This is a genomic window from Arthrobacter sp. sptzw32, assembly GCF_059089735.1.
On sequence record NZ_JBNHEZ010000006.1, the window covers coordinates 226,369 to 248,686 of the forward strand.

General features: G+C 60.5%; 19 protein-coding genes and 2 pseudogenes. 13 read left to right on the forward strand and 8 right to left on the reverse strand.

Annotated elements, in window-relative coordinates:
• The first annotated feature begins 239 nt into the window (after positions 1 to 239).
• On the forward strand, positions 240 to 662 hold the full coding sequence (locus AC5RVN_RS13440; RefSeq protein ID WP_494138278.1) for a DUF1801 domain-containing protein: 423 nt from the start codon (positions 240 to 242) through the stop codon (positions 660 to 662).
• Positions 663 to 676: 14 nt separating this feature from the next.
• Here AC5RVN_RS13440 and AC5RVN_RS13445 read toward each other — a convergent pair whose 3' ends face one another.
• Positions 677 to 1,021 carry a TfoX/Sxy family protein gene (locus AC5RVN_RS13445; RefSeq protein WP_494040218.1) on the reverse strand — a complete coding sequence of 115 codons (345 nt, stop codon included), beginning with the start codon at positions 1,019 to 1,021 and terminating at the stop codon, positions 677 to 679.
• A 302-nt stretch (positions 1,022 to 1,323) separates the two neighbouring features.
• Between AC5RVN_RS13445 and AC5RVN_RS13450 the strand changes: the two genes are divergently transcribed.
• On the forward strand, positions 1,324 to 1,704 hold the full coding sequence (locus tag AC5RVN_RS13450) for a VOC family protein (RefSeq protein ID WP_494138279.1): 381 nt from the start codon (positions 1,324 to 1,326) through the stop codon (positions 1,702 to 1,704).
• 109 nt (positions 1,705 to 1,813) lie between these two features.
• Here AC5RVN_RS13450 and AC5RVN_RS13455 read toward each other — a convergent pair whose 3' ends face one another.
• Complete coding sequence (locus AC5RVN_RS13455) at positions 1,814 to 2,026, reverse strand: AsnC family protein (RefSeq protein ID WP_494138280.1); 213 nt, start codon at positions 2,024 to 2,026, stop codon at positions 1,814 to 1,816.
• A gap of 512 nt (positions 2,027 to 2,538) precedes the next feature.
• On the opposite strand from AC5RVN_RS13455, the gene AC5RVN_RS13460 reads away from it, so the two are divergent.
• The 4 genes from AC5RVN_RS13460 (at position 2,539) to AC5RVN_RS13475 (ending at position 6,825) form a co-directional block, all read left to right on the forward strand.
• The gene (locus tag AC5RVN_RS13460) at positions 2,539 to 3,051 is read left to right on the forward strand and encodes a hypothetical protein (RefSeq protein ID WP_494138281.1); all 513 of its coding nucleotides are present in this window, start codon (positions 2,539 to 2,541) and stop codon (positions 3,049 to 3,051) included.
• Between the two features lie 124 nt (positions 3,052 to 3,175).
• Positions 3,176 to 3,631: a hypothetical protein gene (locus AC5RVN_RS13465; protein ID WP_494040222.1), complete on the forward strand. Its 456-nt coding sequence runs from the start codon at positions 3,176 to 3,178 to the stop codon at positions 3,629 to 3,631.
• Between the two features lie 590 nt (positions 3,632 to 4,221).
• Positions 4,222 to 4,704: a hypothetical protein gene (locus AC5RVN_RS13470; RefSeq protein WP_494138282.1), complete on the forward strand. Its 483-nt coding sequence runs from the start codon at positions 4,222 to 4,224 to the stop codon at positions 4,702 to 4,704.
• A gap of 1,059 nt (positions 4,705 to 5,763) precedes the next feature.
• Positions 5,764 to 6,825 carry a serine hydrolase domain-containing protein gene (locus AC5RVN_RS13475; RefSeq protein WP_494138283.1) on the forward strand — a complete coding sequence of 354 codons (1,062 nt, stop codon included), beginning with the start codon at positions 5,764 to 5,766 and terminating at the stop codon, positions 6,823 to 6,825.
• A gap of 144 nt (positions 6,826 to 6,969) precedes the next feature.
• Here the strand turns inward: AC5RVN_RS13475 and AC5RVN_RS13480 are convergent.
• Together AC5RVN_RS13480 and AC5RVN_RS13485 are read right to left on the reverse strand one after the other, a co-directional pair.
• Positions 6,970 to 8,039, reverse strand: a pseudogene (locus AC5RVN_RS13480) (IS110 family RNA-guided transposase).
• 834 nt (positions 8,040 to 8,873) lie between these two features.
• On the reverse strand, positions 8,874 to 9,572 hold the full coding sequence (locus AC5RVN_RS13485) for a TetR/AcrR family transcriptional regulator C-terminal domain-containing protein (RefSeq protein ID WP_494040225.1): 699 nt from the start codon (positions 9,570 to 9,572) through the stop codon (positions 8,874 to 8,876).
• Positions 9,573 to 9,751: 179 nt separating this feature from the next.
• Between AC5RVN_RS13485 and AC5RVN_RS13490 the strand changes: the two genes are divergently transcribed.
• The 5 genes from AC5RVN_RS13490 (at position 9,752) to AC5RVN_RS13510 (ending at position 12,581) form a co-directional block, all read left to right on the forward strand.
• Positions 9,752 to 10,027 (forward strand): hypothetical protein, encoded by a 276-nt coding sequence (locus AC5RVN_RS13490; protein WP_494040226.1) that lies wholly within the window; start codon positions 9,752 to 9,754, stop codon positions 10,025 to 10,027.
• 227 nt (positions 10,028 to 10,254) lie between these two features.
• A complete protein-coding gene (locus tag AC5RVN_RS13495; RefSeq protein ID WP_494106218.1) occupies positions 10,255 to 10,506 on the forward strand; it encodes a hypothetical protein in 252 nt (83 codons plus the stop codon).
• A gap of 4 nt (positions 10,507 to 10,510) precedes the next feature.
• Complete coding sequence (locus AC5RVN_RS13500; protein ID WP_494106217.1) at positions 10,511 to 10,723, forward strand: hypothetical protein; 213 nt, start codon at positions 10,511 to 10,513, stop codon at positions 10,721 to 10,723.
• Between the two features lie 91 nt (positions 10,724 to 10,814).
• Positions 10,815 to 11,714 (forward strand): diacylglycerol/lipid kinase family protein, encoded by a 900-nt coding sequence (locus AC5RVN_RS13505; protein WP_494106216.1) that lies wholly within the window; start codon positions 10,815 to 10,817, stop codon positions 11,712 to 11,714.
• Positions 11,715 to 11,810: 96 nt separating this feature from the next.
• Positions 11,811 to 12,581, forward strand: coding sequence for an alpha/beta fold hydrolase (locus AC5RVN_RS13510; RefSeq protein WP_494138284.1), 771 nt, complete (start codon positions 11,811 to 11,813; stop codon positions 12,579 to 12,581).
• A gap of 767 nt (positions 12,582 to 13,348) precedes the next feature.
• On the opposite strand, the gene AC5RVN_RS13515 is transcribed toward AC5RVN_RS13510, so the two are convergent.
• Together AC5RVN_RS13515 and AC5RVN_RS13520 are read right to left on the reverse strand one after the other, a co-directional pair.
• Positions 13,349 to 14,767, reverse strand: a complete 1,419-nt coding sequence (locus tag AC5RVN_RS13515) for an amino acid permease (RefSeq protein ID WP_494138285.1) — start codon at positions 14,765 to 14,767, stop codon at positions 13,349 to 13,351.
• A gap of 1,083 nt (positions 14,768 to 15,850) precedes the next feature.
• A pseudogene (locus AC5RVN_RS13520) lies at positions 15,851 to 16,102 on the reverse strand (transposase); the annotation flags it as partial.
• 186 nt (positions 16,103 to 16,288) lie between these two features.
• On the opposite strand from AC5RVN_RS13520, the gene AC5RVN_RS13525 reads away from it, so the two are divergent.
• Positions 16,289 to 17,113, forward strand: coding sequence for an alpha/beta fold hydrolase (locus tag AC5RVN_RS13525; RefSeq protein WP_494106506.1), 825 nt, complete (start codon positions 16,289 to 16,291; stop codon positions 17,111 to 17,113).
• Between the two features lie 170 nt (positions 17,114 to 17,283).
• Here AC5RVN_RS13525 and AC5RVN_RS13530 read toward each other — a convergent pair whose 3' ends face one another.
• The gene (locus AC5RVN_RS13530) at positions 17,284 to 19,203 is read right to left on the reverse strand and encodes a fibronectin type III domain-containing protein (RefSeq protein WP_494138286.1); all 1,920 of its coding nucleotides are present in this window, start codon (positions 19,201 to 19,203) and stop codon (positions 17,284 to 17,286) included.
• Between the two features lie 472 nt (positions 19,204 to 19,675).
• Between AC5RVN_RS13530 and AC5RVN_RS13535 the strand changes: the two genes are divergently transcribed.
• On the forward strand, positions 19,676 to 20,851 hold the full coding sequence (locus AC5RVN_RS13535) for an aminotransferase class V-fold PLP-dependent enzyme (RefSeq protein ID WP_494138287.1): 1,176 nt from the start codon (positions 19,676 to 19,678) through the stop codon (positions 20,849 to 20,851).
• A 73-nt stretch (positions 20,852 to 20,924) separates the two neighbouring features.
• On the opposite strand, the gene AC5RVN_RS13540 is transcribed toward AC5RVN_RS13535, so the two are convergent.
• Positions 20,925 to 22,136 carry an NAD-dependent epimerase/dehydratase family protein gene (locus AC5RVN_RS13540; RefSeq protein ID WP_494138288.1) on the reverse strand — a complete coding sequence of 404 codons (1,212 nt, stop codon included), beginning with the start codon at positions 22,134 to 22,136 and terminating at the stop codon, positions 20,925 to 20,927.
• Positions 22,137 to 22,318: the final 182 nt, after the last annotated feature.

Here is a 22,318-nt window from a genome sequence, read left to right on the forward strand (position 1 = left end):
AATTCTGAAGCTGACACAGGATCAGCGAAACCATGTCCAAGACGTATTGCCCTGAATTCCCGACTTGCTGAAACCTGGACCGAAAACACGAGCGATGACGGGGCGGTACGACCATGAATGAGAGGCCATAGCCCTCGGCGGGCCGATAGCGTTGCACGCTGATATGCGGGTTGCCACCGAAACCGCCCCGGGCATTACTGTGGCCCTAGGCAGTCTCAGTACCTAAGCGAGGGGGATCTATGGCAGCGAAGCCGCCGGCAATGTCACCGTCCGGTCAGCCGGTTGAGGAAGTACTTGACCGGGCCACGGGTCCCCGCCGGGCCGAGGCAGAGGAACTGCTCGCACTCCTGGCCGGGATTAGCGGCGAGCAGCCTGTGGTGTGGGCAGGCCGGATTATTGGCCCTGGCGAGTATGAGTACCGCTACGAAAGCGGCCACCGCGGCCGCGCTCCGGTGCTCGCGTTCGCGCCGGGACCTGCAAAACATACGGTCTACCTGGCTAACGATTTCTCAAAGCGCTGGCCCGACCTGATGGAACGGCTCGGCCCGCACCGCGCCAGCCAAGCCTGCCTCTACCTTACGCGCTTGACCGGCGTGGACCGCAGCGTGCTGCGCGAGCTGCTGGAACGCTCACTGGCGGAGACCCTGTCAAAGGCGCACTGACCCGGGTCCATCCCTCAGCCGGGCGCACTGCGTGCGTCGATTTCGACCTTCACCCAGTACGCCAGGGCGGCAGGCCCGCGGATCTGGTCCTGGGGGACACTGATCCACCCAGGACCCATCGGACGGTCCTTGCCCATGTACGCTGGCGTCCCGCGACGCCGGAGCAGCTCGTCATACTCGGCGGGATTGGTGCGCACGAGCAGGTCACCGTGACGGCCGGCGGAGAGCGTCATCCGGTCTTCCACCATGAAGGACAACCCACCGAACATACGCACCTCACGCACATTTCGATACCCGGCCAGAAGCTCACGGACCCGCTGAGCAAGGGCCTCCCGCGGGCCGGATTCGGTCGCCGTCATTGCCCGCCCTCCATCCTGCGGGCGTGCCCGAGGTAGTGCAGATCAGACGCTGATCCGGCCACGGACAGCTCCCTCGATAGCAGTGACGTACCCAAGATGCCTGCCCGCATCCTACGGCTACTCGACGCCGGCGGCACCGGTCGAGGCGTCCGGTGAGGCCGTCGCCGCGGCAACGCTACTCGGGCCAACTCCACACTGCGTGCTCACCCTTTGGGGGGCGGCAGTGTTCTGCCGCCCCATTGATGGTGCGGTGGCAACGGGTTAGGGTGTGGTGCACCATGCAACAGGAGAGGTAACGACCGATGTCCGGTGAACCAGTGTTCTTCGAGATTGGCGTTCAGGACGCCGCCCGTGGCAGGCGCTTCTACGGGACACTCTTTGACTGGGAACTGGTGCCCGGACCGGGAGAAGACGGCTACTCGATCAGCACCGCCGGGATTCCAGGAGGCATCCACGGAGGTGACTCCGACGCCTCCCCCTACCTGTTCTTCAAGGTGGACGATCTGGACGCCGCCCTGGCGCGGGTCCGTGACCTCGGCGGATCCGTTGACGACACCGACCTCGGCGACACGAACGCCGCCGAATACGGGCGGTTCAAACTCTGCAAGGACGATCAAGGCTCAACCTTCGGCCTGCACGAACCCCCACCTAACAGGAAGGATAAACCTGCGCCACGAAGCTGACCCTGACAGGAGGTCGCTGTCTTGACCAGCCAAAGACCAACAGCGCCGCTGCCACAGCGCTGGTCAGACGTCGAGAATTGAACCTAGGCAAGGGGCAGGCCATCTGATACTAGAATTGGCTAGGGAACTGCGGGGCAGCGCTTATCGCTTTCCCGTACTTACGATGGACAGCCTGCTTGCTCACGCCCAGACACAGTGCTATGACTTCCCAGGAAAGCCCCGCCTGCCGGGCCCTCCTCACTAGGGAAGCTTCATTGCGCCCGACTTCCTTCTGCAGCTCAGCAACGGCCTGCAACGCTTCAGCCGGACCTTTGCCGTCCATGGACGCAACCAATTATTTCATGCGATCCACCTCCATCCCGTCAACAAGCGTTGACGGGATGGAGCGCGTCAACGCTTGTTGACAGAGGCGTCAGATTGAATGTTTCGTGACCGTTCAGCTTTTGGCGCAGGAGGGACAATTAAGCCGGGGTGACCGGTAACTAATCGCCGTCCTGCAGCGCGGCGTGCTTAGGATAAAAAGGTGAACTGTCGGCAGGAGGCCGGCAGCAACGACAGACCGTAGCAAGACTCCAGCGGACAGGCTACGAAGAGATCATGGACATCTTGCCAACCGTCGCATTCTGACGGCGCCGGGCACGCAGCCTGGGTGGCCGACACAAGCGGTTCCGATGCGCCTTTTGACCCCGCGCCTTCCTAGACATAACCGCCGTGAACCGGGCGCTGGCTAGAGAAGCTGACTCAAACTAGTGGGAAGCATAGTTACTTTCAACTTGATGATGCCTCTGCGGTTCAGCAGCTGGCGGGACCATGCCACCCGATAAAGTTGATGCCATGGGGGAGAAGAAGAACGACGAGAAGTACCAGCGGTTCATCAACCGCCCGTACTACTACGGGTATGCCGCGGGCGGTAAAACTGTTCATGCTTACACCAAGGAAGAATGGGGTCTCGGTGCCAGTTCGGGCGGCGGCGACCATAACTTGATCCGTTCCTTCTACTCCAGCCTTCTCTTGACGGTTCTGGTGGCGCCGGTCTCGCTGTTCTGCCTGCTCCTCGGGATCCTCGCGATCTTCAAGATGCCGATCATGGGGCTGGTCATGGTGTTCTTCGGGCTTCTCCTTGGCCTTGCAGTCGTCCAGGGATACTTCAACATCACGGAAGAACGGCGGGGGCGCAAGGCCCGAAAACTCAAGGGCCTCCCGAAGCCGTGGTGGGAGGCCGACGATGACCGCGCCTACGAATGGTTTCTGAAGCACCCGGATCCGCGTATCCAGATGCCCCTGGAGTACTTCCCGTATTCCGTGAGGCTCCGTAAGGAAATGCCGGAAGGGGCTTCTCGGCGTTGAGGGCTGACTTGCACCTTGATCGTGGGGATTTTGAAGACATACCCCTGCCGCGTTCTGGTTCATCGGGATCTTCCCGCTGGGCTGAGCCAAAAACCCCCTTACGAGATACTTCAGGAGCCCCAACGTGAAGAGAATCCTCGCCGCAGCGGCCATCGCAGCAGTCGCGGGCCTGACGGCATGCAGCTCAACTGCTATAGAACCCAACGGCCCCAGCTCCATACCTGCGGAGACAGCCATCACCACGCAGGCATCACCGTCAGAATCATCAACAGCAGTTGCGGCAGGCAGCGCAAAAGAGGCCTGCGAAACCTACAACGCGCTCTACGCAGAGTACAAAGCCCTTCCCGGCGCCGATCCGAACGCCTATGAGGACATCTACCTGAAGGCGCAGGACGCAAAAACCACCGTCCCAGGAGATCTGAACGGTCTGTTCGCGGCGCTGAGCGTTCTGGCTATGAATCACTCGGCGGCGGCCGAAAACGGGGGCCAGCCTGAGCAGGTATCCAAGGACGCCGTCCGGGACGCCGTCTTCGCCAGTGCAGGCACCTGCACTGCCGAGGGCGTCACGCTCCGGCTCTAAAACCATCCAGCACAAAACACAGGGCACCGCCCGACGGGGATCGAATGAACATCATGGCAGCGCCGGAACGCCGGCGCCAGAAACAGTACAGCCGCGGATGAGCTGCGGGGTTGCTGGCCTTGGCCCTGCTCCTCAGCCGGAACGGAGACTAAGACGCTGTCGTCTGGCGCTTTCTCCACCTTCGACGCCGCCGGCGCGGAGCAGATCCGAGCGAGCAAGACCGCACGACTGGATATGAGCTCCGGGACCGTGCAGAAGGCCGCCTTCCGCACGAGGTCTGACTTCAGCGAATCCGGGACGGCGTGCAGCGCTACGGCATCGACGCCGAAGCCGCGGAAGGTTAGATCAGCGACATTCAAATGGATCCAGGTTCAAGCAGTGACCACTAGCTGTACTAGCCCTCGGGCACGGACACGAGCTTGGATGTGAACTACAATTTCCGCTACGACGGCACCGAGGAAACGCAGGTAATCATTCGTCCACGTCCTCACGGCAGCCTAGGAACATGCTGAGGATCGGGATTTTCCGAAACAAGGGACTGGACGACGCTGCCCTGCTTGCCCAGATCCGTTTTATAGATAGGACCCACTATGGTTTACGACCGTGAGCGTGAGCGGCGAAACGATGCCGTGTACGCCGAGCACAAGAGTGCCGTAGCAGCCGGAGAGAAGCGCGCTCTACGCAAGACCAGCATCGGCGAGCTGCACAGCTACCCCGCAGATGAGATCGGGTTTACTCCCGGACGTGGCCAGGTTCAGGTCAGCACCTGGTGGGGCATGGGAATTCTCGCAGTTGTTGCCGCATTCTTGACTGCCCTTTCGGTGCTGATCTTGCTGGCCCCGCTGGGACAGGGCGAAGGTCCGTTCTGGGGTGCGCTGTTCCTCACGGCTCTGTCCGGGGGCTTCACCTTCTATGCATTCATACTGGCCCGAGACGAATACCGCGCGAAGCAGCTGCGCAAGCTGCGCGGCTCCCCGAAGCCGGGCACTTCCGGCGTAGTGGACATCAATCTCCTGGAGCTGGGACAGGAACGTCCCGACCGGCCCGACTCGTCCCGACAGGATCCGCTCTGATGTTCGACCAGGACATGGTCGCCCGGCGGCTGCCTGGAACCTGTCCTTCGCTCTGGCCAAAGTCTTCGGTGCCGCCCGGCTTCGCTGCATGGATCTTTTCTACGACAGTTAGCAATATCTGTCGTAGAAAAGATCCGATTTAAGCACCCCGAGCCTCAGCGGCTGCGCCCGCCGACGTCGTCGTCGTCGGTCGTCGTCGGTGATAATGACGATCACGACGACAACGGCCAGGACGGCCGGCAGTGACGAAGACGGCAAGCGGCGGCGTGGTGCTGACTATGCCATCTCTTCGGATGCTGGTACCGAGAAGGTCAGCCTCTTCTAAGTATTAGTATTCTTACATCAGCCGTGTTGCCTGACATAACATAATTATCGGCGTTTGAAAAACGCCGGGGGAGTGCCTGTAAAGGGCTGTCTCCTGCCGTCAGTTCGAGGGATTTCTGCCCGATTCGAAGTCACAACTGCCCAGCCAGCGCAAAAGTCGTTACCCGTAGAAGCTTCGCCCGAGCCAGCGCGAGCAGCTGATCCACGGAGCAATCCTCTTCAGGCCTGTCGCCACTCAAGTGAATCTTGGACGGCAGGACCGTGCCCTGGCTACGCGAGACGTTGACGTCTTCGTGGTGCCTATCGTCAAGGAAAAGAAGTTAAGCAGCCCGAGGACGGGTCTGCTTAAAGAGCGTTAATCGCGGATGTAAAAGTCAACTGTTGGTTGCCTTGAACAACAGCTTTACTTAACATCGGTTATCGGCTCTTTAAAACGGGCGGGAGAGTGCTTGGAAAGGGGCTGTCCCCCGCAGGAGCGCGAGAACCCGGAGCTATTGTGCAGTTGGGCGGGTGGAGTTGAAGGCTGAAGTGTGGCTGTGATAACGAAGACGGCGAGCAGGACAATTTTGATGCTGCCGGCATAGTTGATGGCATGGAACAAGGTGAGGCTCTGGCGGCCTGTTCTGGTGCTGGCATTCTGCGTTGCGGCAATACCTACCTGCGCCAGGGACACTGCTGCAGCGCCGAGTCCTGAAGCTGCAGAGGCGACCGACCTGGCCTGTCATACTGGTCAACATGGGTGGGGACCGTAAAAGCGAGGCGCTGAACAATCGACACGATGCTCGTTTTTATGGCGACGAGGCAGCCGGGGAGGCTTTGGGGTGGAGTCTGAGGCGCTCCAAATCCTGGCCGCGAACGGGCGCGTCTGCTGTTGCTTTAGTGCAGGACGGTGTGCTGGCAACGGCAAGCGTAGGCGCCCCGCTGGAAGCGGACTACGAAATCGGGTCGGTCTCGAAGGGCATCACCGGGCTCCTCTATGCCGATGCCCTCCAACGTGGGGAGCTCGACGGCGGAACCACTCTAGGCGACCTGCTGCCCCTTGAGGGCTCCGAACCGGCCATGGTTTCGCTGGAATCCATAACCCGGCACGCTTCCGGATTACCGCGTCTGCCCTCATCCCAGGCCACCTTCCGTCAGTCGGTAGCCCTATGGCGCCGCGGGACCAACCCGTACGGCGAGACGCTTGAGGAACTGCTAGCCCAGGCCCGGCAAACGCGGTTACTGTCCCCCAAGCCCCGCTACTCAAATCTCGGCTTCGAACTACTCGGCCACGCCATCGCCGCTGGAGCCCGAACAACGTACCGGGACCTCATGACCCAGCGGATCGCCGGGCCCCTGGGGCTGCATTCACTGTATGCGCCTTCTTTCCCTGACGAACTCCGGCAGACGGCACTGCCGGGCAAGAGCCGGGCCGGACGCACCATGGAGCCATGGACTGGAGAAGCCCTGGCTCCGGCTGGAGGCTGGCGCGCCAGCATTCAGGACATGGGCATCTTAGCCCTGGCACTTCTGCAGGGGAACGCGCCAGGGAGCGCAGCTCTGGACCCGGTGGTACAATTTGCCGGCCCTGCCGCACGAATAGGCATCGCCTGGATCAGCCTTGACGTCAAAGGTCGGACGGTCACTTGGCACAACGGCGCTACCGGGGGTTTCCGCTCATGGGTAGGGCTGGACCGGGAGGCCGGTACCGCCGTCGTACTGCTCTCAGCGACGGCCTCACCGCTGGACCGGCACGGCTTCAGACTCCTCCTCAACCCGCCCAGCCGGGGTAATTACCGACAAAATCGGAAAGCCTAGATTTCTAACTCCGCAGGCAGCCCGGCGATCGTGTCGTTTTGTGGTAACCCTCATGCTAAAAGCCTTAGCATAAACGAGCGAAGCTCGAGGCTGCGCTCGGATCGTAGCTTTACAAAATAGGCGTTATCGACTCTTCTATGGTTGTCAACGTAGCGATGGCTTAAGGCAGTTGGCATTGAGCGTGCGGTAGATCCGTCGGGCGAGGTAGCGTTTCACGCACCGACGGATCTCCTTCTTGGTTAGAGCTTCTGCCTTCCGCCTGGCTACGTATGCGATGGTTTCTGGATCGAATGCCGTCCTTGTTAGAGCAATCATGTGCAGTGCTTTATTGCGGGTCCTGTCGCCTCCGCGGTTGAGCCTGTGACGGACGGTATTACCGGATGAAGCGGGAATGGGGTTGACTCCGGCCAAGGAGGCGAAAGCTGCCTCGGAACGTACTCGGCCTTGATGAGACCAAGCGGTGAGACAAATGGCTGCCGTGACTGGTCCGAAGCCGGCTTCCTGCAGCAGGGGCGCGGCTTCGCTTACCTCAACCAGTTCGGTGATGCGGGAGCCGTTTGCTTTGATTTCAGCATCAAGGTCGCTGATCCGCTTAGCAAGCCTAACGGCTTCGGAACGGGCCACCGACACCGCAAGAGGTTCTTCACGGGCCGCCAGCGCGACACCTCCAGTATCTGACTCCCGGTCAACGAGCTGCGCACATCCAACCCCAAATCATTCGTCCGGAGCAGTTCGGTCAACGCATTCACGGTCCTGGTCCGGTCGGTTGTCATCGACTGACGTGCACAGACCAGGACCCGCAAGGCCGCGCGGACCCCTTCATTCAGCCGTGGCCGGCGCAACTTATCCTCTTCCAAGGCAAGGACCGCAGAAGCGATCCGGTGCGCGTCCAACGGATCCGACTTTCCAACCCCACGACGCGGCAGGGCATCCGTGCGCGTGGCTTCGGCGACCTGGTAACCGGCGGCTGCGACAGCCCCGGCCAGCACGGCACCATAAGAAGCGGCGCCCTCGATCACCCACAGAGTGGCTAGATCGGCTTCGGTGCGACGAGCGACCCAAGCTATAGCGCGACTGATCCCGGCCCCAGTCGCCGGGAAATCCCGGATGTCGATCCATTCGCCGCTTGGCACGGCGATGATGGCGAAGACGTGCTTCCGGGCATGGGTGTCGACACCCACGACAAACGGGTGGGAATAGGCATCGATAGTCATAGCGGTTCTGGCACCTTTCTCATTTCGCGGACATGGTCAGGGCCGTTACGGGCCGGAACCAGTCCGGGTAGAGGTCACTTCGGAACAGCACTGTGACGAGCCACGCCCCGTGCGGAGCGGACAATCTTCTGATCAAGTCACCGAGGTGGGCCGGGCAGGTGCCGGCCGCCCCACCCAGCAGACGGACATGTCGATAACAGGACACCCAGAAAGAGCCGGGGCCAAGCGTTTAATGAGTCACGACCGCCAGGGTGGAACGGCCTGCACTTACTCTGCCAGCCAATCCCAGACCAGCCACCCCAATCCTCACAGGCGTTTGTAAAACGCCGGGGGAGTGCCTGTGAAAGGGCGGGGAAGCGGCTTTCTCATGCGCTCTGATCGCAGATTGGGGGCACTCACTCTGGACAGCTCTGGCTAGCTAGGTGTGTCGTGCCAAGGTTGACGCGCACAGTGTAGGAGCGCCGTGAGCGGCAACCCAATGGTGAAGGAGGTATCCGATGGAGGATCCACGAGGCGTGGCACGAACATTGGCAAAAGGACCCGGGCTGAGTGAAGGATCTGTGGTTAAAGTACTGGGCCCACGGTGGATCTGCAGACATCTTCGAGTTCGATGCCTACCTGCGCGGCCTCACGGAACGAGACCCGTTCGAGCTGAGGATTCTTGCCTGGGCAATTGAGGACTTATCCCACGATGCGCCTGCCCAAGACTTGGTCACTTGAGGCCATTCCCTCAGCTCTGGTTCTTTGGGGAAATGTGGCCGCACACTGTTACCAGAACCTTGGACCGGCCGGGCCGGATAATGCGGGACACCCTGAACCTGGTACCGCCTTGGCTCAGGAATGGTGGGTGGTCAGCTGGTTGCTGAGTCCGGAGAGCAGGACGCTGAGTCCTTGGTCGAGTTCTGCGGCGCCGTCGTACTCGGCCAGGACCGGGCCCAGTGCGCGGAGGTGGGGAAAGTCTTTGGCCGGCAGGCGGTGCAGGCCAAGGCGGAGGATGGCTTCGCTTTCGTCCGGATCCACGATGTATTCCTGCAGTTCGTTCAGGATGTGCCCGTAGAGGAACCCGTAGTAGGCGCGGTAGACGTGAAGGGCTGTTGCCGGGGTGAAGCCGGCCTCTATCAGCAGCGCCAGAATCTGCTCCAGTGGCCGCAACGTCCCCAAGGGCCGCAGGCCAAGGGGTGTGGAGAGGGGCCGGGTGACCAGCAACGGCACCACGTTGGGGTGCCGCAGGGCCAGGAGCCGGAGATCATGGGCGATCTTGCGCAACTGGGCCTGCCAGTCCGGGTCATCGGGAAAGATGGCCAGTTCGTCAAAAACCATTTCGGAGACCCCGTCCAGCAGGGCTGCCCGGTTGGCCGCGTAGCGGTAAAGGCTCATGGGATCGCATTGCAGCTCCTGGCCCAAGCGACGCATCGACAATGCTTCCAGGCCATCTTTGTCCACAAGCGTCAGCGCCGTGGAGAGCACGAGTTCCCTGCTCAGGCGCACTTTGCGGACACCTGCCGGATTATTCGATTCTTTGGGGGAGGCCATGTCGTATCCGTCCTGTTTGTGGAGTCAGGTCCACCCGTCGGGACGATACCTAAGCTTGCTTATTAAGCAGTCTACATGTAAAGTCTACATTGTAGAGAAGTTGTCGACATGGTTTCAGTAAAGGGATCACGGTTTGCATGGCCGCCACGGCCGCTCACATCACCGTCTCAGGAGAACCATTGACTACGCACACCCAGAACGAGCACTCCAGCACTGTCCGCAACGCTAACGACATCAAGATTTCGACCCGGACCCTTGAGTTCGCTGTCTACGTTGCGGCGGTCATAGCCACTATTATCACGGCCACAGTTGTTGGGGACGACGCCAGCGAAAACGGTGTTGACGTGTTCAATGCCAATGACGCAATGCAGTACATCACCTTCCTCACGGTCGGCCTGATGGTGGCCCGCGGCCTGGCGAAGGCCGGCAACCGGGTCAGCAACAACCACGCCTAAACAGGCGCTCTTCCGGCCCCGGGCCGGGAACTGACTGATCCTGGCGCGGCACCACAACGGTGTTGCGCCAGGACTGTCCTGTCTTACCTTTTTTGTTTGGCCTGCTTGGGGTGAAGGACCCGATACTTTGGGCAGTACCGCTTGGTGTCCCGTGCAAGGGCACTGGGTTTGAGGCCGCTGTAGCCGAACGGCGGAAAATTTTGCACCGTGTTTGAAAAGAGCCGTTCATGGCGCATTCACAGTTCGACCAGTTCCTCCAGGAAGCCACTTACCGCGACCAGGATTCCACATCCACTCTTGACGGAGACTCCTTCTACGGCCTATACACCAGCTGGTGCCACGTCTCCCGCCACTCCCCCCGGCCGGAGCACACCTTCTGGGCCGCGATGAAGCACCGAGTCAGTCCCGGGCAGTGCCTGCGCATGACGGGCCCAGCGGCAACGGACTACATCCTGAACAGCTACCGGGCTGTCGTCTAACCCCATGCTGACCAAACGAGAAGACGATACATCCCCCGGAATCTATGCCAGCTACCGGGACAGCGTCCCGGACGCCACTGCACCCGAAGCCACTCCCGCTGACGGGCCAGATACCCCCGCCGCCGTCGAGGACCTCGACCTCACCCCACGCGGCCTCGCCGACGCACCCGCCCTACAGCAGGATCCCGACAGCCTCGTCCACACCGGAAACAGCTAGGCACCACACAGCCGAAGCCAAATCAGGACTGGACCAGGCGCCGGGGGCGCCACTCATCAACCAACAGCGCATAATAACCGCGGAGCGCATCATGACCCCTGCACGGACCTTCGAATCGATCGTAATCATTTTCAACCCCAACAGCACCGGCGACGCACCTGCACTCGCCGAGCAACTGCGGATAGAGCTCGGAGAGCTTCTCCCCTATGCTGCGGACATCAAACTTCAACCCACAGCTCATGCCGGCCACGCCGTCGAGTTGGCAAGGGCCGCTGCCCGCACCGGCCGGGACGTGCTGGTCGTCTCGGTAAGCGGGGACGGGGGCTATAACGAAGTTGTCAACGGCGTGATGCAAGCCGGCAACCCGCACGCGGTATGCGCCGTCTTGGCTGCGGGCAACGCCAACGACCACAGCCGCATCATTGCTACGCAGCCCCTGGAGCACGCCATCGCCGCAGGTGCGGTGCGAAATATTGACCTCCTGCGTATCAGCAAGGGCGCAACAGCAGACGCGCCCGCTGAGTACGCCCACTCCTACATCGGCTTCGGCCTCACCCCGGTCATGGCGATCGATCTGGAAAAGGGCAGCAAGGGCGCGTTGAAGGAAATGTTCTCCGTCATGCGCACCTTTTCCAAGTTCAAGCCGTTCGAAATCCGCCCGACGGAGGGCAAGCGCCGGAAGTTCGACAGCCTTGTCTTCGCCAACATCGCCGAGATGGCGAAGTACGCCACTCTCAGTGAAGCCGATGACCAGATATCGGACGGCAAATTCGAAGTCGTGATCTTCCCCCACAGGTCAAAGTTCCGGATCCTGCTGACGGCACTGCGCGCTGCCACCCAAGGCCTGGGAGACCAGCCCAGCGTCAGTAGCTACGCCTTCACCACCCTTAAACCCATCCCGTATCAAATCGACGGTGAAGTGAAATCCGTTGAAGCGCACACACGGGTCATCATCGAATCGGCCCCGGCTGCCCTCGCCACCTTGGGCTAAAGAACCGATTGAACCACCCCTTTAGGAATAGGACACTCGGTGCACGCCGCAATCGACCAACAACCAGACACTGAATCAACGCGTTACCGTCTGCTCATGCCCGGGAAGGGCCCGCGCCTCACGCCCAGGATTGTCACCACCAGCTCCTTGACCTCCCACGTGCACACCCTGGCTGGCTCGCTGGATTCCACGGGCCACGTCTTTGTGCTGCTGCACGGCATCGGCATGTCCCACCGCTACTACCGGCGGCTCCAGGCCCTTCTGGCCAGGCACGGGAAAGCCCATGCCATCGACCTGCCCGGCTTCGGCGGAACACCGACACCGGCCCGGCAGCTCTCGATTGCCGACTACGCAGCCCACACCGCGGCGACACTGGAAAAAATGGGCGCCTCCCGCGTGGTGGTGATCGGGCACTCGATGGGTACCCAGATCGCGACCGAACTGGCAGTTCAACGCCCCGATCTGGTCTCGCACCTCGTGCTCCTGGGACCTGTGGTGGAACCAACCCGGCGAACAGTCTTCCAGCAAAGCCTGTCCCTGGGTCTTGACTCGCTGCTCGAAAGCCCCGCCGGCAACGCCACAGTCTTCACCGACTACGCCCGCTCCGGCCCGCGCTGGTACCTCACCGAACTCCCCGTCATGATGACCTACGACCTCAACGCCCGACTGGCCCTGGCAAACCAACCCACCCTGGTCATCCGCGGATCACGTGATCCCGTAGCGCCAAGGCTCTGGTGCGAAAAACTGACAGCTACTGCCCCCGACGGGCGCTTCCTGGAAATACCGGGCAAACCCCACATCGTCCAACATGGCGGCGCCGCCGCCACAGCCGCAAGCATACTGGCACTAACCCGCCAGCAGCTCTAACAGTTACGACCAGAGGCCATCGAGGAACACGCAGGGTCAGTTTCGACAGCCCGTGAAGCAGACGCGGAGCTTGGCCTGTTAGGAAACTTCTTTAGCAGCGCGGAAGTCAGCTAAAGTGCGGGTGGTCCTGCTGGCAGTATCAACGTGCTCCGCCAGCGGCGCAGTCGCTATTGACACTGCTGCCACCTTGCACCCGTTTCGCTGCGTCGGAATTGGGCACACCCAAAGCTGACATACGCTTCCTTGCCTGGTCCTCCCGGCAACCGGAAATATCCCACGGTTTGCCGAGAAGTCCGGTGCGCCCGCCCACAGCCGGGGACAATTTTCATAGGTTATCCACCGCTACTGCTGCCAGGGAGCTACCCCAACGGCTCCTGCTTCCAGCCGTGGATAACCCGAATTGACCCCAGCCATGGACAGGTCAGTGTTCGCCGCCAGCTCCGGCCACGTGATCAGCAGGTCCGGGGTGTCCGCCCGAGGCAGGTTGACGGAATATCCATTATCGGCGTTGAAGCGCGGATGCAGAAGTCACTGCGGGGAATCCCGGTAGTTTCTGGCGGATGAGCGGCCTGGCCATTCTTAGGCCTGCACGCCTCGCGGCTCATCAGCTGCGGTATTGTTGCTGGCCCATCCCGTTCGCGCTAGTCATGTGAAGAACCGGCCCGGACGCTGTCAGGCAGTGTCCGGGCCGGTTGGGAGTATCTGTCTCTGCAATGTGCCTTATTATGTTGGCGCCTTGGAGTAGTGAGGTACCCGCGGCAGCGTCGTCATCGTGTGCCGGCGGTAGCTTCGACCTCGAGGTCCTCGGGTGCTGTGAGATCCATGTCGAGCAGTTGCACTACTTTGGATTTGGTGATGAAGCGGTGAGTTAGCCATAGGACGAAGAAGACTGGCACCCCGATGTAGGAGGAAAGGACCTCCATGCCCCTTCCGGCGAGCACTGCTTCGTAGTTCTGTCCTGCAATGACCAGGATCAACAGGGTGAATGCCAGCAGTGGCCCGATGGGAAATAGGGCTGCTTTGTACGGCAGGTCGCTGACTTTGTTTCCCTGGGCCAGGAAGCCGCGCCTGAAGCGGTAGTGGGAGATGGCGATTCCCGCCCACACGATGAAACCGCACAGGCCTGACATGTTGAGTAGCCAGGAGTAGGCCGCGCCCTGACCGATGATTGCGGAGAGGAACCCGAGAAGTCCCACGCATGCGGTAGCCAGCAACGCCGGGATTGGCACGCCACGGGCATTGGTGCGGCCGAAGATCCTGGGGGCCATGCCGTCGTGGGCCATGGCGTACAGCATCCGGGTGGAGGCATAGAGTCCGGAGTTGCCCGCGGAGAGGATGGCGGTGAGTATCACCGCGTTCATCAAGGCCGCAGCGAAGGCAATCCCTGCCCGGGAGAAGACCAGGGTAAATGGTGATCCTGCGATGTCGGCCTCGCCGGAGGCCAGCAGGCTGGGATCGTTGAATGGGATCAGGCATCCGATGATGAAGATGGCGCCGATGTAGAAGAGCATGATGCGCCAAAAGACAGTGCGGATAGCCTTCGGCACTTCGCGGCGTGGGTCCTTGGCTTCGCCTGCAGCCACACCCACGAGCTCGGTGCCTTGGAAGGAGAATCCGGCAATCATGAAGACCGAGATGATCGAGAGCCAACCCCCGTGGAACACGTCATCGCGGTTTTCCCAGTTGCTCAGTCCCGGGGAATTATCTCCGAGGATGCCGAAGATCATTAGCACCCCGGCGATCAGGAAGAGCACCACTGCAGTGACCTTGATAAGTGAGAGCCAGAACTCTGACTCGCCAAACGACTTCGCGGAGAGGGCATTGAGCCCGGTCAATACAAGCAGGAAGATCCCGGCCCACACCCATCCAGGGACCCCGGGGAACCAGAAGTCCATGATGATTCCGGCTGCGACCAGCTCGGCAGCCACTGTAATGGCCCAGTTGAACCAGTAGTTCCAACCGATCGCGAACCCAAAGGAGGGTGAGACAAAACGGGTGGCAAAGGACTGGAAGGATCCAGCGACCGGAATCTTGGCCGACATCTCGCCCAGTGACTGCATCAACAGGAAAACCATCAGCCCGACCAGCGCGTAGGCGGCCAACGCTCCGCCAGGACCCGCCTGGGAAATGGTGCCACCCGAGGCTACGAACAGTCCGGTTCCAATCGCGCCGCCGATCGCTATCATCTGCAGGTGACGGCTGCTCAGCCCACGCTTTAGTTCGTTCGCTGCTTCACCGGAGCTTCCAGCGACCCCTGTCGCAACGGGCAATCCGTGTTGTGTCACTTCATTGGATCTGATTTCTGTGGATGTTCCGCTCATTGGCGTCATACAACACCACCAGCGGGAAGTGGTGCGAACGTGCTCGGGTTCCAGGCGCAGCCCACGGCCCGACCGGTGCAGGCATCTGTGGCTGCGGGATCGATCAGGAGAGCGGAAACAAACCCGGTGGGTGCTGCCTGTGGAGTGGGTCCCGCGCTTAGTAGCAGCCTTGAACCGGGGCGCAGGGGGGTTTCAGGGGTGCCGGGAGCAATGAAGAGTTCATTGGATTGCGTGTGGGAGCTAAGTCCCATGGTGCCTCCGAAAAGGTAGCTGCGGTCGATTTAGGCTTTCCGGCCGCGGGCCGGAAAGAACGGTGATCAAGCTAACACACGCGAAGTACGGGACCTTTGCTGTAGTGAGGATTGCAACCGGGGCACGCGAAGTCCTTATGAATAGTGATGGAATCCTCGGCTGAGAGTAAGACTTGGTGATGCTGGTCTCCTGGTGCATAAGCGCTGCTGAAGGCCTGCTATGGACGCCAGCGACGTCCGCTAAGCACTTCGTGCTCTCCAAGTGCAGCCCCCCACTTCTCGGCGCGCAGGTTGGAACTTAATCCCGATCACTTACCCCTGTGGGCTGTACAGATGCACAGCTTCAAGGTCTTGGACAAGTGGGTTTATCCGTTGAACCGCCATCCTCGTTCCGATTAAATCGATGCAGCGCTTATTCCTGAGCCAGAAATTACCTAGGAGAATTGTGACTTCGAAGATGAGTTCCAAAAAAGGCTCCGGTTGGGACGCTGTACAGGTCGGAGACACTGTGCAGGTAGTTGGTAATGGACGCACAGAGTACGTTGGCAAAGTCGATGCCCGTACATCGGACGGCGACGTCATCTGGGTTCACGATCCAGTCGGGGGTCGCCGGCTTTTTCACATCCACGATGGTTACGCCCTACGGCTGGGCCAGTGAGGATCTAATCTTGCTTCGCGTCTCAAAGGGTGGGCGGATTCAGGTGGTGTCTGCGACACCGGTTTGTTTTGTTGGGGTCGAGATTAGCTCGGCGAGGACTTCTGTGGGCGTTCGGTAGCCGTGTCCGTGTCGTTTGAGTGGCCGGCGGTCGCGTTGCGGCGACATTCCCGAAGATTTCGGGTCCGTGGAAGGACAGGTCAGTGCTTCTCGGGAAGTACATGCGCAGGAAGCCATTGGTGTTTTCGTTGCTGCCGCCTGACAAGGTGAATGTGGGTCGCAGAAGTAGATCGCCCAAGGCGAGCAACAACATCCTGATCCCCATCATGGTTCCTGTTGCAGGAGTCGCAGAATCCATGCCGGACGCAACGGTCTGAATCGACCCACCTTAGAGGTCATAGTGGAAGGAGCCCTAGGATTCTCGATTTCCCGTCGATAGTCTGGAACAGGACGCCACCGTACGCGAGGGTCAGGGAGAACGTGATCGAAGCAGCTGCTGCGGTAATCGGCCGAAACAATGTCACCATACTCGGCCGGGATGATGGGCCTGTGATGATGTTTGCCCACGGTTTCGGCTGTGACCAGGCCATGTGGCGGAAGCTGCTGCCCTACTTCGTTGATGATTACCGGCTGGTGCTTTTTGATCATGTTGGTGCAGGACACTCCGACATCAGCGCCTACGACTGGGAGAAGTACGGTTCCCTGAATGGGTACGCGTCGGACCTGCTGGAGATTTGCGCCGCGCTTGACCTTGAGGACGTCATCCTGGTGGGCCACAGTGTCAGTACGATGATCGCCGTCATCGCCGCGGTGCAGGAACCCAACCGTTTCTCCCATCTGGTCCTCCTTGCTCCTTCACCCCGTCACACGGATGACCCATACGACGGCTACATCGGCGGGTTTTCGCGGGAAGACATCGAGGGCCTGCTGGCATCTCTGGACAGCAACTATTTCGCCTGGGCAGCTGCCTTGGCGCCCCTGGTTATGGGCAACCCGCAGGAACCGGAATTAGCGGAGGACCTGCGCGTGAGCTTCTGCCGGACGAATCCGGCCATCGCACGGCACTTCGCCGGAGTAACGTTCTTTTCCGACACCCGCCCTGAACTGAAAAATTTACACACCCGCTCCCTGATTCTGCAGTGCTCCAATGATCGGCTTGCCCCGCCGGAAGTGGGCGCTTACCTGCACCAGAACCTGGAACACAGCACCCTAGTGCAACTTCAGGCCACCGGGCACTGTCCGCATGTCAGCGCGCCGGAGGAAACAGCCCGGGCGATCCTGCACTACCTCCACACCCGCTCGTAACAGAGCCGCCGGCAGACGCTGCGGCAGCCAGGTTCGGCCGGGATTCGCTGATTTTGGCGAGCCGGCCGGGCGGCCTTCAAACATGGAACTGCTCCCCGTAAGCCTGAACTGAACTTCAGTCCGGCTTTCGGGGAGCAGTTTAACAATGCGGTCCTACTTGGCGGAGTCGCCTACCTTGAACTGGCGGATCCCGTGACGGATCCGCCCGCGGAAGACGTCACCTTGACGGTCGACGTGAATCCCGCGTTCGAGTTACGGCCGCGGATGGTCCAGGTGCCGTCCGCGGCGACCGTTGCGGTGCCGATCACCACACCGCTGGCGTTGGTGGCCGTGATCGTATTGCCGGTGGTGATGCTGGCGCTTCCGGCAACGCGCCATTCCCGCTTGTCAGCGCGGAACTCAGCCGTCGCCGTGAGCTGGTCTGAGGGAGTGACGGTTGCCGAAGCGCCGGTCCCGAAGGTCGCAGGAGCGCTGTCCCCTGCTGCGCTGGCAGCGACCAGCTTGAGGGTGTACGTGGTGCCATTGGCCAGCCCGTTCAGCACTGCGCTGCGCGCTGCCGCGTCTGTCTTTACCTCAACCGGTGTTCCTCCAGCCGGAGTGGCCGTCAGGACGTAACCGGTCACCGGCGTATTGCCTGCGGCTGCACCCTGCCATTCCACAGTCGCGCTGCCGTTGCCCGTAGTCACCCGCACGACGTTCGGGGCGGCCGGGGCAGTCAGTGCCCCTGCCTTCACGGAGAAGACCACCGGTTCGGCTGTGGTCTTACCCGCACTGCTGTTAGCAGTGACGACGAAGCTGTACTCCGCTCCAGGGGTCAGCCTTTCGAGCCTGGCTGAAGTGGCACCGCTTCCTGCCTCAGCCGCAGCGACTGCCACACCTCCGGACAGCGCCTCAACGGTGTACCCGGTTACAGCCGCACCGTTGGCAGCGGCCGCAGTCCAGGTGACATCCGCTGAACCAAGGAGGGAACCGTCTTTTACGGCCACGCTGCCCGGAGCTGTGGGTGCGGTGGCCTGGGGAGGCAGCTCAGCGGACGTCACGGTAACCGTGCCGGCCCCCGCAGGGATGCTTGCCTGTCCGTTCAATGCAACTACTTTGACCGGGTATGCCTGGCCGTCCACCAGGCCGCGGATAGTCGCGCTTGTTGCTTCGGCTCCGACCTTGATGCTTACTTCCTGGCCCAGAACCGTGTCCTCGGCGATTACCTCGTAGCCGGTGATGGCCGGAGCGTCAGCGGGAACAGTGGCGGGTGACCAGGTGGCGGTGACGCTGTTCTTTCCTGCCGTGCTGGCGAAAGCATCAGTGGGCTGGTTGGGTGCCTGCCCGGAGGGCCCCGCGGGGCATCCGCCGAAGCCCGGGCCGTCGATTTCCTTGAACTCGGAGATGGTCAGGCCGAGCTGGGCTTCAACACCAACCGGTTCTGCCTGCCAGCTGGCAACGGACGGGTCACCGGCAAGAGCTTCGTCCCGCTCGGATGCAGAGAAGAACCCGTACGTCACAGTGAACTCGCCGTTCGCCGCGTTGCCATCGACCGTGTAGCCGGCAGTTACCCCATCGTCGGGCCAGCCGATCGCGCGCTCGCCGATGCCCATGTCCCTCATGGCGGGGTTGACGATTTCCACGGCCATGCGGGCGGTGTCGACGTCTGCGCCGTATTTGCCCTTGACCACAATTTTGCCCTCGACGTCACCGGCGGTGTCCGGAGTGTGCGTGCCGTCAACAGCATCAACTGAGGTGATGACGGCCGTGCCTGCCAGCGCTCCGTCGCTGCTGCCGTCCTCAAACTCCACGGTGACCTCGTCGCCTCCGGTGATGTTGGGGGTGACCACATCCCAGCAGGAACCTCCCGGGTGATTGACCTCAAGGAAGCCCGAGGCATCAACCACGCCGCGTGCGACCCCGATGAGGGTTCCGCCCCGGGTTACGCGGATGGTTGCGTCCTGCCCCGCCTGGGCAGCGTATCCCTCAATGGCGACCATGTCGCGCTTGGTAAAAATTTCAATGTTGCCGGGGCCAACGGGAGGGTTCGCCGCCATTACAGCGGACGTACCAACTCCCACCAGTGCCAGCGTGGTGGTTCCTGCGAGCAAGCCCGTGATACGTCTGCGTGAGGACGAGTTACCAGGCGTACCGGGAGAAACGTGCCTTAGAAAGCTCATTCGAGTCCCTTTCCTAAGCGGAGCGCTCAGGCCCCGAAATAGTTCAGCCGCAGATCGGACGCCTGCGAGGTAACAACCACTCTTATGAACCCGAGTTGGAGAAACGCTGGAATCCCAGGTTGCAAAAACCTTGTCGAATGCCTGATCCGGGGGTGCAGAAATTCATCAACACCAGCGGTCGGGGGATACCTTATGGAAAGTTGGGGCAGGCAGGGCGACCCAGGACACCGTTCATGGATGCTGCGGCTATTTTGCAGCCCGCATTGGTTCCGAGTAGCGCGTAAAACTGCGTCCTGCAGTCGCAAGTTTTCGAGTACCCACTACTCGTGACGGTGCCCGTGAGGAATTGGTAGTTTGGCGCCACTTATCGCATTTCGCCAAAGTGCCAGTCCGGGAGGCAGCCATGCCGTACACTACAGCCCACGCCATCACGCCGCCGGTAGTAGAGGTGGACGCGCTCCAGGTCCCGGTCCGCAGCGAGATGACGCCCCTGTCCGAAAAAATCATCTTCAATTATGCGACTGTCGCGCCGATGAGCCGGACCGCTTACGAAGCCGCACGCACTTGCATGGCCGATTTTTACCAGTACGGGCCGCCGGAGGTGCTTTACCGTTACGACTCACTGGCAGACGACGTGGCTACTGAAGCTGCCCGCCTACTCAACTGCGTGCCCGATGAAATCACGTATTTGAAAAATACGAGCGAGGGCATCATTATGGCGAGCGAGGCGCTCCCCCTGATGCGGGGGGACGAGGTGTTGGTGCTCGGAAACGAATATCCTGCCAACCTTCTTCCCTGGCTGCGCAAGCGGCAAGACGGCGTCACGGTCAAGGTCATAACCGGCTGCGACAGTGAAGGGGCCTTTCTGCGGTTGCTCGAAAGCATCGGCCCGCAGACCAAGGCCATAAGCATGTCCTCGGCCCAACGGTACGACGGGTTTATGCCGGACCTGACGTTGCTGTCAGGAGTGTGCCGTGAAATGGGCATCTTCCTGGTCATCGACGCTGTCCAGCACATCGGTGCGCGTACGTTGGATTTAGCCACGACGCCGGTGGACATAGTGGTGTGCGGCGGCCAAAAGTATCTGCGCGCCGGCATGGGCATCGGCTTCATGTACGTCAACAGGAGCCTCATGCCCGCCCTGCGGGACGGCAAGGTGGGCATCCGCAGCACCGAGCATTTCGATGAGGATTCGTATGTGCTGAAAAATACGGCGGCCCGCTTTCAGGACGGTACGCAGAACATCACGGGATTAGCGGCGCTCCACGCGGCGCTCCGGGAGATCAATACCGTTGGCATGGACTGCATCGAGCAGAAAAACCTTGAGATTCTTATGGGGATCAAAGCTATTCTTCACGAGAACATGATTGATTTCATCGACCATGGCACGCGCCAGAGCAACATCGTCTCGATACCCACCCCTGATCCGGACTCCTTATTCAAGTTCCTGATGCATCGCGGCATCTACGTCAAAGCCGTTCAGGACGTGGCCCGGTTGTCATTCATCCATGAGTCCACGCTCGAGGACGTCGGAGTCCTTGCCCGGAGTACCCGTGAATTCCTCAACGGTTGCCGTTAGGGCTAAAGAAGCCGCAATAAAACCAATTCCGCCCGCCAGGTACACCTGAAACGCCGTTCGAACGCGACTCCGGCTAGTGGGTATTTGTCCCCGTTGCCGACCACTGAACCTCAGGCAGAATGATGGACCTATCGATGTTGTCCTTGTAGCGGCGCGTGAACTCGAGCATGTTTGTCATTTCCGCCTGCAGCCGCGCTTCCTTGTTGGTTTGAGCGGCCTTAATGACCTCATGCAATTCCACCTGGGTTTCACGCTTGCCGGCGGGCTCCTGACGGGGGTTAACCAAGTAATCGATCTTGGTTAATGGATCGATATCTGCAAGCTTTCGCGCAATTTCCTCAATGCTGAGGCGGTGCGTGTAATTATGCACAATAGTGTGTTCGCCGGGACTAACGTCGAGATCGGCCAATTCGAGGAACTTCTCGGTTGTATCCGCCAGACTGATCAAACCGGTTTTCTGGCTGCCGTCGCCATAGACCGTGAGAGGGTGGCCTATGGCCATCTGGCAGATGAAGCGGTTGAAGACAGTGCCGAAAACGGCATCGTAGTTGAACCGGGCCGCCAGGCCGCTGGACTCCTTCGGGTGATTCTCCGGAATCGTCGCACCAAAAATTGTCGCTTGCTGGACGGTGATGACCTTTAGGTCCCACATCTGGGAGCAGAGGTCATCAATCAACAGGTCGGCAATTTTCGACTGGTGGTAGAAGTCCGTTGCCTGCATGGGAATGAAGCCCTGCAGGACCTTGTGCTGCTTGCCCTCATGCTCAAAGGTAAAGTCCTGCTTACCAAGGGGGACATAGTCGGTGTCAGTTGCCATGTAGCAACCGCCGGAACCCAGTTTGATGTACTTGGTGGCTTTACTGACGTGCGCTATTGCCCAAATCACGTTGAGGTGGCCGACTATATTGTTCGAAAATGTAGCGGCGGCATTCTTGGCGCTACTCATGGAGAAGGGCGCAGAGGGCTGTTGGGCCGCGTTGATGACAACGGCCGGCCGATACTTGGCAATGACGTTCTCTACAGCATCGGAATCCAGAAGTTCGACCTTCTCAAACGACAGGTTCCGTTTATCGAAAATCCGCTCATACTCGGCGATGCGGGCCTGGGGGCTTTTGAGGGGCACCAGGACCTTGGCCCCCGCTTCTTTTTCCCAACGGCGTTTTATGAGGTTATCCACCAAGACAACGTGCCGGCCGGTACGGCTCGCCATGGCCAGTCCAAGCGTCCAGCCCAGATATCCGTCGCCGCCAAGAATCATGCAGGTATTGCTGTTCAACTCATTCACTGTTCAACCCCATCTAAGACGGAGCTTCTGCATTTATGCCATATATACAGATGCTGTAATCAGCGAATTTAGAGGAGTCATTAGCAGAAGTCAATGCTGACCAAAAGTAGCTTGACTGATAAACGTGCACAGCTTCGCCGTCGCGCCTGGACACTGCCAGTGATAGCCCTCAACCTTGGAAA